General features: G+C 44.2%; 10 protein-coding genes and 1 pseudogene. 7 read left to right on the plus strand and 4 right to left on the minus strand.

What is annotated here, in order from left to right:
* Positions 1 to 13: 13 nt before the first annotated feature.
* The 7 genes and pseudogenes from garD (at position 14) to D791_RS03375 (ending at position 8,459) form a co-directional block, all read left to right on the plus strand.
* Positions 14 to 1,579, plus strand: a complete 1,566-nt coding sequence (garD, locus tag D791_RS03345; protein ID WP_036507768.1) for a galactarate dehydratase — start codon at positions 14 to 16, stop codon at positions 1,577 to 1,579.
* A 129-nt stretch (positions 1,580 to 1,708) separates the two neighbouring features.
* Positions 1,709 to 2,620 (plus strand): 5-dehydro-4-deoxyglucarate dehydratase, encoded by a 912-nt coding sequence (kdgD, locus tag D791_RS03350; RefSeq protein WP_036507771.1) that lies wholly within the window; start codon positions 1,709 to 1,711, stop codon positions 2,618 to 2,620.
* A 69-nt stretch (positions 2,621 to 2,689) separates the two neighbouring features.
* Entirely contained in the window at positions 2,690 to 4,015 is a 1,326-nt protein-coding gene (locus D791_RS03355; protein WP_036507773.1) for an enolase C-terminal domain-like protein, read from the plus strand.
* 59 nt (positions 4,016 to 4,074) lie between these two features.
* On the plus strand, positions 4,075 to 4,833 hold the full coding sequence (locus D791_RS03360) for a FadR/GntR family transcriptional regulator (protein ID WP_036507775.1): 759 nt from the start codon (positions 4,075 to 4,077) through the stop codon (positions 4,831 to 4,833).
* Positions 4,834 to 4,917: 84 nt separating this feature from the next.
* A pseudogene (locus D791_RS03365) lies at positions 4,918 to 6,494 on the plus strand (aldehyde dehydrogenase (NADP(+))).
* 86 nt (positions 6,495 to 6,580) lie between these two features.
* On the plus strand, positions 6,581 to 7,531 hold the full coding sequence (locus tag D791_RS03370) for an AEC family transporter (RefSeq protein ID WP_036507776.1): 951 nt from the start codon (positions 6,581 to 6,583) through the stop codon (positions 7,529 to 7,531).
* A 262-nt stretch (positions 7,532 to 7,793) separates the two neighbouring features.
* Positions 7,794 to 8,459 (plus strand): TetR/AcrR family transcriptional regulator, encoded by a 666-nt coding sequence (locus D791_RS03375; protein ID WP_237748496.1) that lies wholly within the window; start codon positions 7,794 to 7,796, stop codon positions 8,457 to 8,459.
* 201 nt (positions 8,460 to 8,660) lie between these two features.
* On the opposite strand, the gene D791_RS03380 is transcribed toward D791_RS03375, so the two are convergent.
* The 4 genes from D791_RS03380 to D791_RS03395 form a co-directional block, all read right to left on the minus strand.
* A complete protein-coding gene (locus D791_RS03380) occupies positions 8,661 to 10,007 on the minus strand; it encodes an NAD(P)/FAD-dependent oxidoreductase (RefSeq protein WP_036507780.1) in 1,347 nt (448 codons plus the stop codon).
* Positions 10,008 to 10,108: 101 nt separating this feature from the next.
* Entirely contained in the window at positions 10,109 to 11,560 is a 1,452-nt protein-coding gene (locus D791_RS03385) for an aldehyde dehydrogenase (protein ID WP_337588591.1), read from the minus strand.
* 80 nt (positions 11,561 to 11,640) lie between these two features.
* Positions 11,641 to 12,561 (minus strand): dihydrodipicolinate synthase family protein, encoded by a 921-nt coding sequence (locus tag D791_RS03390; RefSeq protein WP_237748497.1) that lies wholly within the window; start codon positions 12,559 to 12,561, stop codon positions 11,641 to 11,643.
* 148 nt (positions 12,562 to 12,709) lie between these two features.
* Complete coding sequence (locus D791_RS03395; RefSeq protein WP_036507786.1) at positions 12,710 to 13,699, minus strand: LysR family transcriptional regulator; 990 nt, start codon at positions 13,697 to 13,699, stop codon at positions 12,710 to 12,712.
* Positions 13,700 to 13,913 lie beyond the last annotated feature (214 nt).

Here is a 13,913-nt window from a genome sequence, read left to right on the forward strand (position 1 = left end):
TTCAGGAGGCCGCATGAATCGTAAAATCATTCAAATTACAGATGTAGATAATGTTGCAATAGTGGTCAATCCCGAGGGGTTAGCAAAAGGTGAATCGATCAATGATGTGTTATCTGCAGCAGAGGCAGTGCCACAAGGTCATAAGGTCGCACTTTGTGGACTGGTCCTAGGACAAGAAATTATTCGCTATGGTGAAGTTATTGGTTATGCACTTAAGGATATTCCTGAAGGAGCCTGGATACAAGAAAGTATGGTGCGACTGCCTACACCACCTGACTTAAAGTCCTTGCCAATTGCTACTCGTCCTGCACCAGTGCAAGGGCCTTTGGAGGGTTATACTTTTGAGGGCTACCGTAATCCTGATGGTTCGGTGGGCACTCGTAATATTTTAGCGATCAGTACCAGTGTTCAGTGTGTCGCAGGTATGACCAACTTAATTGTTGAGAAGGTCAAAAAAGATCTATTGCCGCTTTATCCCTATGTTGATGACGTCGTTGCATTGAATCATGCCTATGGGTGTGGTGTCGCGATCAATGCTCCAGATGCTGTAATCCCGATTAGAACGCTCCAAAACATGGCGAAAAACCCCAATTTCGGTGGTGAAGTTATGGTGATTGGCTTAGGGTGTGAAAAACTACTGCCTGAGCGAGTACTCTCCGACTCACCTACACAAGTATTGCAAATCTTGGATGCCGCAGCTCATGTGCCTCCCTCTGCTAGACCGACATTATCGTTACAGGATGAGAGTCTAGTGGGTTTTGAAGCTATGATCAGTGAAATTATGGAAATGGCAAAATACCATCTAGAACGTTTGAATACTCGTCGTCGAGAAACCTGTCCAGTCTCTGAGTTGGTGCTTGGTGTTCAATGCGGCGGCAGTGATGCTTTCTCTGGAGTCACAGCTAATCCAGCCGTAGGCTTTGCATCGGATCTGATCGTGCGCGCGGGAGGAAGTGTCATGTTCTCTGAAGTAACAGAGGTTAGGGATGCTATCCATTTACTAAGCCCGCGAGTGATTAATCAAGAGGTGGGCCAAGCTTTGTTGGATCAAATGCAATGGTACGATGATTACCTTAATCGAGGGCTGGCCGATCGCAGTGCTAATCCGTCGCCAGGTAATAAAAAGGGTGGGTTAAGCAATGTTGTCGAAAAAGCGCTCGGGTCAGTCGTCAAATCGGGCAGCAGTCAAATAGTTGATGTGCTCGGTCCAGGAGAAAAGCTTCGCCGTAAAGGGCTCAATTTTGCAGCAACGCCTGCAAGTGATTTTGTGTGTGGCACACTGCAGTTTGCTTCGGGAATGAATGTGCAGATATTTACTACAGGGCGTGGCACGCCTTATGGTTTAGCAGAAGTGCCTGTGATCAAGGTTGCGACCAACAGCAAATTAGCGACACGCTGGTTTGACTTGATTGATGTTGATGCCGGACGAATTGCTACAGGTGAGGCGACAATCGAGTCACTCGGTTGGGAGTTGTTTCACTTAGTGCTTGATGTTGCCAGTGGGCGCACAGAGGTGGCAGCTGATCGCTTAGGTTTACACAATGATTTAGTGCTGTTTAACCCTGCACCGGTTACCTGACGGGGCGAAGATTTGCTCCGAATAATGATTGAATATTATAAATAATGTTGTATGATGTATTACATCATAATAATCGAGTTGTCAGTGTGATATGCAGTGCAGCTCCCATGCCGAATAGAGGAATAAAAAATGACGATATCAGTAGAGCAAATCCGAAATTCATTGAGTGATGGACTTTTATCCTTTCCGGTGACTGACTTTGATGCACAAGGTAATTTCAATCCAGAAACCTTTCGTCAACGGATTGAGTCATTTATTGAGCATAAGGTTTCTGCTGTATTTGTAGCGGGTGGAACGGGTGAATTTTTCTCTTTATCGCTTGATGAATACAAGCAGATAGTTGATATCGCAGTTAAAACTGTTGCCGGTCGAGTTCCAGTGATTGCGAGTGCTGGACGTAGCATTGCGGATGCTAAAGTCTTTGCAAAAGCAGCAGAAGATGCAGGTTGTGATGGTATTTTGTTAATGCCTCCATATTTAACGGAATGTCCTAGTGAAGGTGTTATGGCCTACGCTAAAGAGGTTATTGAAAGTACTCCACTTCAAGTCATTTATTATAACCGCGCCAATGGTGTGCTTCATGCTGAAGATGTAAAAGCGCTTGCCGATTTATGTCCGAACTTAATTGCCTTAAAAGATGGTGTAGGAAACATGGCTGCACTGAATGATACGGTTAAAACGGTAGGTGATCGTTTGGTGTATATCGGTGGAGTACCGACGGCAGAAATTTTTGCTGAAGCGTATTTGTCTATTGGTGTGAATACTTACTCCTCTGCTGTATTTAACTTCATGCCTGAGATGGCGAATACCTTCTATGCAGCACTACGCTCTGGTGAAAAAGCAACGGTCACTCGCATTATTCAGAAATTTTTTATCCCATTCTGCCGTCTTCGTGATCGTAAGGAAGGGTATGGTGTGAGCTTAATTAAAGAAGGTGTTCGACTCGTAGGTCAGCCAGCAGGAAATGTACGCTCCCCATTGACCATGCCAACGGCCGACGAAGTGGCATCATTAAAAGCGATTATTGAAGCCAATCGATAAGTATTAACTTTTGGAACGATTGAGTGAAATTAGGCACGAAATTGAGTGCTCAAACAGATGGGGTCGAATATGTTTACAACCATAAAAAAAATGCAGGTTGTCCCTGTGGCCGGTTACGATGGTTTTTTGCTTAACTTGAGCGGTGGTCATGCGCCATGGTTTATTAGAACCGTTGTTATTCTTGAAGATGATGCGGGGAATATTGGACTAGGTGAGGTTCCTGCGAGCACGGGTATCATCAATACTCTAGAGCGATGCCGAGAGTTGGTTGAAGGAAAAAGTGTTGGTCATTACAAGTCGATTATTAATCTTGTTCGCACCTCTATTTCTGGAGAAAGTAATGATGTTAGAGGTAACCAAACCTTTGACCTGCGCATAGCTGTTCATGTTGTCACGGCCATTGAGTCCGCTCTTTTGGATTTGGCAGGGCAGAATATGCAGTTACCAGTGGCTGAATTGCTTGGGCAGTTTGGTAAACAGCGCGATGAAGTTGAAGCATTAGGTTATTTGTTTTTACTGGGAGACCCTAAAAAAACGGATCTTCCTTATCCTGTCTGTACAGAGCCGAAGGATGAATGGGATAAACTCCGCACACAAGAAGCGTTAACACCTGAAACGGTAGCTAATTTAGCGAAAGCTGCCTTTGATCGTTATGGGTTTAAAGACTTCAAACTCAAAGGGGGGGTGTTGGATGGACGTCAAGAAGCTGAGTGCATTGCTGCTCTTTATGAAGCCTTCCCAGAAGCTCGCTTAACTTTAGACCCGAATGGTGCGTGGACCTTGGCTCAAGCGATAGAGTACTTAACCCCTATTAAACACATGCTGAGTTACGCAGAAGACCCTTGTGGTCAAGAAGGTGCCTGGTCGGGCCGCGAAACAATGGCTGAGTTCAAGCGCATCACCGGTTTGAAAACGGCGACAAACATGATCGCAACTGATTGGCAACAGTTACGCAATACAGTCAGACTTGATGCGGTGGATATCCCCTTAGCAGATTGTCATTTTTGGACAATGCAAGGAGCTGTTGCTGTCGGAGAACTCTGTGCTGAATGGGGAATGACGTGGGGCTCACACAGTAATAACCATTTTGACATTTCGCTTGCCATGATGACTCATGTCGCCGCAGCTTGCCCAGGAGATATTACAGCCATCGATACTCATTGGATTTGGCAAGATGGACAACGCATCACAAAAGAACCGCTGAAAATTCGTCAGGGAAAACTGCGTGTTCCTGATAAGGCTGGGTTGGGCATTGAGCTGGACCGAGATAAATTAGAAGAAGCACATGCACTTTATAAGACGCTGACTCTAGGTCAACGTAATGATGCAATGGCTATGCAATATTTGATACCAGGTTGGACGTTTGATCCAAAAAAACCTGCATTAGTTCGTTAAACCCCTCTTGGGTTAATGTTACAATCAACTCCGCCACAATGGATGAGTATAATTAAAAAATGACGATCAAAGCTTCCTCAACAGCCTCTTTTCAGGTCGAACGTGTTGCACGTTCTGAAAGCCTTGCACTAACGGTTGCTTCTCAGTTGGAAGCGATGATCACTCAAAGCAAAATACTGTTGGGTGAAAAGTTGCCTACTGAAAATGCGCTGTGTGATATGTTTGGTGTGAGCCGGACGGTTATCCGGGAAGCGATTACCCAATTGAAGTCATTAGGCTTGGTTGAAACACGTCGAGGCGTTGGCACGACAGTGGTTCGTAATCAGCCAGCAGAAACCTATTATGCTTACACCATCAACCCGACGGCTGTTGAAGATATACTGCATATCCTAGAGCTTAGGATTACATTCGAAACGCGCGCAGCTGAGTTAGCAGCTTTGCGTCGAGATGATCAAGACATACAAACGCTTGAAGAAACATTGCTTGCATTTGATGCAGCATTGGAAAAGGGTGAAATGGCGCGTAAGGAAGATTATCAATTTCATTATGCAATCGCTAAAGCATCTAAAAATCCTTTCTTCAAACAGTTTTATGAGCAGTTCAATAAAAACATTATCCCAAGAGCGAAAATCGTCAATAGCAACCTAGATCCGGCTGCTGCAGAGGTGTATTTGGCTCGCATACGCGAGGAACACCATGAGATTCTGCAAGCCATTCGATCTGGTAATGCAGAAGCCGCTCGAAAAGCTATGCATCAACACTTGTACAGAGCTTACCATTTGTACGAAAAGTATCGGTCAACATCTCGATTTGACTGATACAGTTGTAGGTTAGCGAGAAGGCTTCTTCAGCGTGAATAACGGCTGTCGCATTTCCGCGTCAGTTTTACTTCGTAATTGGAGATGTCAGCAATGATTAAGGGTGAAATGTTAATCGGCTCTCAGTCGATTAAAGGTAATCAAGCGCCGATTCAAGCATAAATCCTGCCAGTAACCAAGTTCTTGAACCTGCATATGCAGGTGGAGATCTATCCCATGTTAACCAAGCAGCAGAGTTAGCAGATGCTGCCTTTGATACTTTTCGAGAAACTACATTAGAGCAGCGGGCCTGTTTCTTGGAGGGTATTGCTAATGAAATCATGGCATTAGGAGACCAGCTGGTTGAGCGCGCTATGCTCGAAACGGGCCTTCCTCAAGCACGCATCGAAGGGGAACGTGGACGGACCATAAATCAGTTACGATTGTTTGCGGACGTAGTCAGGGCTGGTCGGTGGTTGGATGCTCGCTTGGATTCTGCGTTGCCTGAGCGGACACCACCTCGTTCAGATTTACGAATGCGCTATATTCCTTTGGGGCCAGTGGGTGTTTTTGGTGCCAGTAATTTTCCGTTAGCCTTTTCTGTCGCGGGAGGAGATACCGCTTCCGCGTTTGCAGCAGGGTGTCCTGTGGTTGTTAAAGCGCATTCAGCACATCCCGGGACTTCCGAATTGGTAGGACGTGCCATTCAAGCTGCTGTTAAACAAGCGAATCTTCCCGAAGGTGTGTTTTCGCTACTTTATGGCAGTGGTCAACAGATTGGAGTGGGGTTGGTACAACATCCTTTAATCAAGGCCATCGGTTTTACAGGGTCACGCCAAGGCGGAGAGGCCTTGATGAAGGTGGCAGCCGCTCGTCCTGAGCCGATTCCTGTGTACGCTGAAATGAGTAGTATTAATCCGGTATTTTTAATGCCATCGGCATTGGAAAATCGTGCTGAGTCACTGGCGACTGGTTTTGTAGCCTCTTTAACAATGGGGGCGGGGCAGTTTTGCACCAATCCGGGACTGGTGATTGGATTAGAGAGTGAAGGTCTCAATGTCTTTCTTAATCAAACAGTTGCATCCTTAGAGCAAATAAATGCTCAGACTATGCTGACACCGGGTATATTCAAGGCATATAGCCAAGGTATTTCGCATTTGCAACAACACCCTCAGGTTCAGCAAGTGGCTATAGGTTTAGACTCAAAAGGTGAAAACCAGTGTGTAGCTGGCTTTTACGAAACAACAGCGGTTGCATTTTTACAGGATAAGTCGTTAACTGAAGAAGTCTTTGGTGCGAGTTCATTGTTGATTCGCTGTCAAACGATGGATGAATACTTGGCGGTAGCTAAGGCATTAGAGGGACAATTGACGGCCACGGTGCAACTGGATTCAGCCGATTATGACCAAGCCGTTCCGTTACTTTCAGTACTTGAACGTAAAGCAGGACGGGTCTTGTGTAATGGCTATCCAACCGGAGTCGAAGTCTGTCACGCCATGGTGCATGGGGGGCCCTTCCCATCAACATCTGATAGCAGGACCACATCAGTAGGCAGCGCAGCCATTCAACGCTTCTTAAGACCTGTCTGCTACCAAGACTGGCCTGCAGAATTATTGCCATCGGTATTACAGGATGCCAATCCGTTTGGGCTAATGCGTCTTATCGATGGTAAAGTAAGCTAATTTAGTAATAGTGCAGTATCAGTTTAACGGCTCTGCATCCTTGTAGGGCCGTTTTTGTTTCTGTATACGTTAAAAGGATCAGTTTGATGAATGGGCAATTAGATATTGTGTTTCAAATTTTAGCCATTACTGGGCCTGTATTTATCATGGTGATTGTCGGATGGTGCCTCAAGCGCTTTGCGATAATTGATGATGCCTTTATTTCAACTGCTTCAAATTTAACGTATCGCATTACGATGCCCTTCTTGCTGTTTATCGGTATAGTAAAAGCTGATTTAAACACAGCACTTCAGCCAAAGTTAATTGTGTATTTCTCGTTAGCCACTATTTTGGGATGTGCTGTTGCATGGGTATGGGCCATTAAGCGCATACCTGTGGCAGATAGAGGCGTCTATGTGCAAGGTGCTTTTAGAGGAAATTGTGGCGTTGTGGCGTTGGCATTGGCGGTGAACCAGTTTGGCGATTACGGTTTGTCGATAGGCAGTGTTTTATCTGGCTTAGTGATTATCTTATTCAATGTTCTTTCAACGATTGTACTGTCTGTTTACAGTTCGGTATTCACGTTTAATTTTCGTTCAATTATAAAGGAGTTATTGCAGAATCCTCTTATCATTAGTGTATTGATTGGGCTGTTGGTGTCCTATGCGAATTTATCACCTCCGACATGGTTTATGGTGTCAGGCGAGTATCTTGCGTCGATGACTCTTCCGATTGCACTGATCTGCATTGGAGGCACTCTGTCATTGAGTGCTTTGGTTTCGTCGGGTGGAGCTGCTTTAAGTGCCAGCTTATTCAAGCTCGTGTTCATTCCTGTTGTTTTCACAGTGATTGGTTGGTTGATTGGGTTTGAAGGGCGTGAGCTTGGTGTTCTTTTTCTTTTCTTGGCCGCACCGACTGCTGCAGTGAGTTATGTGATGGCAAAAGCGGCTGGTGGAGATGCTCGGTTTGCAGCTAATATTATTGCGCTTAGTACGGCTTTATCTATCGTGACAATCTCTGCTGGATTATATGGGTTAACCGCTTTGAGGTGGGTTTAGTGCGTATGTATCCTTATATATCCATCTTGGATGCGAACCTGTTACTCGGGCTAAAATTTGAAATGATTATTGTAAAATAACGTATTTCTTGAAGTTTATATTGTTTTGTGTTCTCAGCTGTCCCGCGTCCTAGGACACGGGGACTGTTGTTTTTCATAATGTGGACCGTCGCAGGCTTCTGATTTTTGGGTCGATTATCGCTACATAAATCTTTATACTTCGCGTCATTAAACCGAGCTGATGCATGAAGGAGTGTTTTATTTTGCTATTCAAAATCGTATCCCACCAGCAAGAAAAGCCTGCTGGCCGAATCCGTAAGCAAAATGAAACACTCATTCTTCGTGCGGCTGAAATCGAGTTTGCCGAAAAAGGCTTTGCGGGTGCGAGCATGAATGCGATTGCGCAGCGTGCGGGCCTCCCTAAAGCCAACCTGCACTATTACTTCAAAAACAAAATTGGCCTGTATATCGCTGTATTGAGTGACATTATCGAGTTGTGGGATGAAACTCTGAGCGCAATTACGGCTGAAGACGATCCCGCCGAGGTGTTAACCCATTATATCCGACGGAAAATCGATTTCTCACGTGAATACAGTCTAGCGTCGCGTATCTTCGCATCTGAAATCATCAGTGGTGCTCCGAATATGAGTACCTATTTCAGTGACAACTACCACGGGTGGTTTGCAGGGCGCGTTGCTGTTTTTCAAGCTTGGATTGATCAAGGAAAACTGGACCCAATCACGCCTGAACACTTGCTGTTTATGATTTGGTCCACCACGCAACATTATGCCGATTTTGCCATACAAATTGCCGCTGCTTTGAATAAACCCGAACCGGATATCGAGGATTATGAAAAGGCGACTGAAACAATCACTCACATTATTTTGAAAGGGTGTGGGGTGAAAAGGGTTGATTCGGTTCGCTCATAAAACGACATGTACATCACTTCCCAATTAGCTCCATAATCTGCAAACAATAGCCGTCCCTGGCTGAGAGTTGTGGCTTGTGCTTTAAGACCTCTTTACCTCAATCAAATACATACAAAAGCTCAACAGTTCTCGTATTGATTCGTTATACTGCATTATTGGTTTAAAGTTTAGCACGCGTTTCAAATATGAGTGCGTTCGTCTTTATAGTTCGATACCTGCCTGAAACTCTTTCCAACGCATGACGGAGTTAGCGCCTAGAGATAAGAACGGTTCCGGAGGCAACTTCTTCGGTGCTGCACTGGATTGAAATTCTGACAAAATGTCAGATTGAATTCCTAGCGATAACTCTGCGGCTAAATTGCCAGATAAAGTACCCTTAACCGTCCCTAGTCCGTTTTGACAAGAAGCTGAAAAAATACGCGGTTCTAACTCACCGAAAGCAGGCACAGAGTTTAGAGATAAACAGAGGCGACCTCCCCAGCGATGCTCCATTACTACATTATTCAGTATTGGGAAACGCTGTCTAAATGCCTTATCGTGAAGTTTAGCTGCTGTTCGTATGTGACGTTCACTTACTTCCATGGATTGGTTGAGCGTAAAGTGATTTCGTACAGTAACTCTATCACCGCTACCGTCAAAGTTTGATATTCGTCTAACCGTTGTTCCCATTGGATCTGCAGGTAAAATCCCCCAGTCAGATTGTCCTCCGAGCTTTACTAATTCATCTGAACTAAGAGCACGGGTCATTGAAGCATACGTGAAAACATGTAGAAGTCTTTTTGGAAAGAAGCCGAAGGATTGTATATGACCATTAACAGCTAGAATGATACGACGCGCTCGAATATTGCCTTTAGGCGTTTTGACTTGGTGCATATCACCCTTTTCAATACTCAGGGCAGGTGTGTTTTCATAAATTTCAACATCTTTTCGCAAGTTCTCTGCTGCCATGCGTATAAATGCGGCAGGTTGGATCATGACGGCTCCAGGTGTGAAAAGACCACGCCGGTAATAGTCAATGCCTGTCATCTCTTTTAATGCCTGTGCATCCATAAACTCATAGGGCTCACCTAAGCTTGCCAGATGCTTGCTGTAGCTTTCTATGTGATGTAAACCTTTATCAGTAACAGCCCCCGTAACTTTTCCGCAAGGGTTGAATACAGGTATCGGCATCTGTGCGTCAAGAGCTATTTGCTTTGCAAAATCGATCGCATAGCGATTGAGTTTGATTTGTGATAAGTCAATCCTGTGGTCACTCGTGTATGATTCCGAGTTGAGCTCATGAGGGAGGTCAATCATAAAACCACTGTTTCTGCCTGCAGGGCCCTCTGCTATTCGACGAGCTTCAATCATAACCAAGCGCTCATCACCCACAAGTTGGCTGAGACGTTTAGCGGCCGCAATACCTGCAAAACCAGCACCAATAACTAACCAGTCGGCAATAATCTCTTCTTCAAGTGTTGGAAATGTGTTTGCTGGAGATAAAATACTGTTCCAAGCAGCTGGACCTGTGTCAATGGGCAATTTTTTTACTTTAATTGTATTGTTCATAATCTCCCTCCGTTGAGGAGACATCAAAAAGGTAGGTCAATCAGCGAAGTTTAATTAAAACAGCTCTAATTTGAGCTGTTTTGGGTTTATGGCTAATAAACTCAGTCTAAGCTGTCATCGGAATCATCACTTAAATCAATCCAAATGGTTTTAAGTTCAGTAAACTGGTCATGCGCATGAATGGAATTGTCTCTTCCACCAAATCCTGATTGCTTATAGCCACCAAACGGAGTTGTAATATCGCCCTCGCCAAAGCAATTGACTGTAACAGTGCCTGCTTTGATAGATTGAGCTGCACGAATAGCCCGCTTAGCGTGACTTGTGAAAACAGAGGCTGATAGCCCATAGTCGGAGTTATTAGCAACCGCAATCGCCTCATCAAAACTGGAAACGGTAATGATTGATAGCACAGGTCCAAAAATTTCTTCTTGAGCGAGAGCATCGTCTGGCATTACGTCGTCAAAAATAGTTGGGTGAATAAATGCACCATCTATACACTCTCCACCAAAAATGAGACTCGCGTTTGACTCTTTCCCCAGTTGTATGTAGTTAGCCACTTTTGCAAAGTGACATTTATCAATTAGAGCGCCTAGATGATTAGCCGGATTAAGAGGATCTCCCGTTTTCCATTCACACGCGTGAGCTTTTATGCGCTCTAGTAGCTTGCTTTTAATGCTCTTATGAACAATAAGTCTTGAACCAGCTGAGCAATTTTCTCCCATGTTCCAAAATGCTGCTTGTACGGCAAATGCAGCGACTTTATCTAAATGCTCGGCGTCTTCAAGAACAATACAGGGGTTTTTTCCACCACATTCCAGTACAACTTTTTTTAGATTTGATTCCGCCGAATAGCTCAAAAAGCGCTTTCCTGTAGCAGTAGAACCCGTAAACGTGACCATGTCGACGTCTTTATGGCGCCCCAGTGGCTCACCAACTTCTACGCCAGTGCCGGTTACAATATTGAGAATGCCTCTTGGTAAACCGGCTTCAAGTGCTAGTTCAGCAATCCTTAATGCAGTTAACGATGTTTGTGCGGCTGGTTTTATTACCATTGAGCATCCAGCTGCGAGGGCGGGTCCTATTTTCCAAGCCAACATTAATAGGGGAAAGTTCCAAGGTAAAACAGCTGCTACGACACCTATAGGCTCACGCACTACCATCGCGACTGCATTTGGGCCAACAGGAGCACTTTGGTCATATATCTTATCGATTAATTCAGCATGCCATTTTACTACATGAATAAATTCTGGAATATCAATCAGCTCGCAGTCTCGAATAGGTTTGCCGGAGTCCATACTTTCGAGTACAGCCAGTTCGTGCTTATGAGTTTCAACCAGATGACATAGATTAATGAGCACGTGTTTGCGCTCATTTGGATGAAGTGAACACCAGCGTTGATCATTAAAAGCAATTTTAGCTGCACTGACAGCAAGATCAACGTCAGCAGCGTTACCTGCAGCCAACTGAGCTATGATCTGTCCAGTGGCTGGGTTAGTTGTAGGTATGGTTTTACCAGATAAAGAGGGCCTGAATTCTCCATCAATAAAACACATGCTTTTTGGTGCTAACTGAGCAGCAATACGGTTATATTCATCATGGCTTAGTAATTCGCACATCTCGTATTTCCTCTTGCTTATAAACTAGATGGGTTATCTTGCTCAATTGCATCGATAGATATTTTTAGCTTCTCAATTACTTGTGCTAAGGTTTGCTTTTCATCTGAATTTAACCCTCTAAGAGGTTTTCGTGTTTCACCCGCAAAACGACCAGAAAGCGTAACTCCGTACTTAACACTTTGAATAAACTTGCCACCTTGTTCTAGTACTCGCATAAGAGGCATCATGGCTGACATTATTTGGCGACCTTTATCAAAATTGCCTTCAAGAACGCAGGCTTTATAGAGTGCAATATGTTCCTTGGCTAAAAAGTTTGAACCCGCGCATACCCAGCTTTTTGCACCCCACGCAAAATACTCCAATGCTTGGTCATCCATACCACATGACAATTGAATGTTTGGATAATCGCATGCCAGAAGGTGAAGACGATTGATATCGCCTGAACTCTCCTTGATGGAGCAAAAATTCTTTGATTGACCGATGTGTTCAAAAAAAATCTCACCCATCATGACGCCCATTCGAGCGGGGTAGTTGTAGAGCATGATTGGAAGGTTCGCTGCTGAATCAACGGCTAAGGCATGAAGTGCTAACTCCTCCTCTGTTGGCAAGGAGTAAGGTGGTGTTGCAACGAGCAAAGCATCTGCTCCTAAGTGAGCAGCTGACTCTGCGAGAGATATTGATTCGTTTGGATCAATAGATCCTGTTCCAAATATGACGGGAACTTTACCAGCACAAGTTGATTTTGCGAGTTCAAGAAGATGCAGGCGTTCTTTGACTGACTCGACGTAATACTCTCCAGTTGTACCTCCCACTATAATTCCGTGAACACCTGCGTCTACAAGGTGATTAACACTATCGAGATAAGCATCGTAATCGATGCTAAAGTCTTCTTTAAAAGGAGTAATAACGGGAGTGTAGATACCCTCAAATTTCATCATAACTAAACCTACTGCTTAAATTAATTGTGGTCGTGTTGCTATCTCTAGCCTTTTAAGAGAGTAACTAGAGTAGGCGAAAGGGCACAATCGACATTTAATGCAGCTAAAGCATAACGCTGGGTTATGGTTTTTAAAGTATGGAAAGAAACTATTTAGAAACGGTTGTTTTTACAGCCGTTGATTCACACTGAATATGATCGAGTAACCATTTTTTAAATCGAATGAAAGGTTCACTGTTGGCTTTATTTTCAGCGTAGGTGAGGTAATGGAGTTTTTCTTTGAATTCAACAGATTTTGATACAGGCATAACCAGTTTTCCTTCTTTGACTAATGGGTCAATTAAGTGATGCCAACCTAAGGATACACCTTGATTGTTGAGCATCATTTGGACAAGCATATTGTAGTCATTCGCGTTAAAAAAATGAGTGGTAATATGTCCGCGAATATTAGGCTCTATATCAAAAAACGAAAACCATACGGACCAGTCAAGATGTTCAGCAATTTGCGCGCGTCCATAAGGACTCAGATTCAGTAGTACTGTTTCTTGGAGTCCTTCTAAGGTGTTGATATGTTTATTTTTCTCTAAGTAGTTAGGCGTGCAAACTGGATAAATTAAGTCATGAAACAGCGGGATGGAATGGTATCCCTCGCGTGGGCCAGCGATTTTATTGATGAACACATCTGGATGCACGCCTGGCTCCATGTGTAAAAAGTTTTCTGTAGTTACGATATTCAAATTTATATCTGGGTTCACCGCAAAGAACGTCGGGAGGCGCCTAGAAAGCCAAAGTGCTGAGAATGCCGGTGTACAGCATATAGTAAGTTGTTTTTTTGACACGCTCGTGCTGCGAATACGCTCCGCTGCTTGAGCAATATTGACAAAGGATAGGTATGCAGCATCGTAAAAGATATTTCCTGCCTCTGTCAGCTCCACGGCACGACCTGAACGTGTGAAAAGTTCAACGCCTAGGTGTGCTTCGAGCTCCCTGATTTGTCGACTGATTGCCGCTTGGGTAACACACAGAGCTTCTGCTGCTCTAGTAAAGTTTTGATATTTCGCTGCAGCAACGAATGACTTTACTGCCCGAAGCGAGGGCATTTTAACCAGAACCCTGTCTGGCTCAACGTGTTTAACCATAATTTTGTATTCAAAGAGTCCAGTTAGAGGCGGTGTTGTTGGGTAATTACGATAATTCTTTACTAGTTAACACAAATAATTAAAAAATGAAACCAAAATTGTCTGGACGCTCTCCACTTAAGCTCAGACTACATCAATCTACAGTAACCATAACCTCAGGTTTTGAATAGCTACTAGTAAAAGTCGTTTTCATTAATCTAGTGACTGTAATAGT

Source organism: Nitrincola nitratireducens (genome assembly GCF_000585235.1).
Lineage (GTDB): Bacteria > Pseudomonadota > Gammaproteobacteria > Pseudomonadales > Balneatricaceae > Nitrincola > Nitrincola alkalisediminis.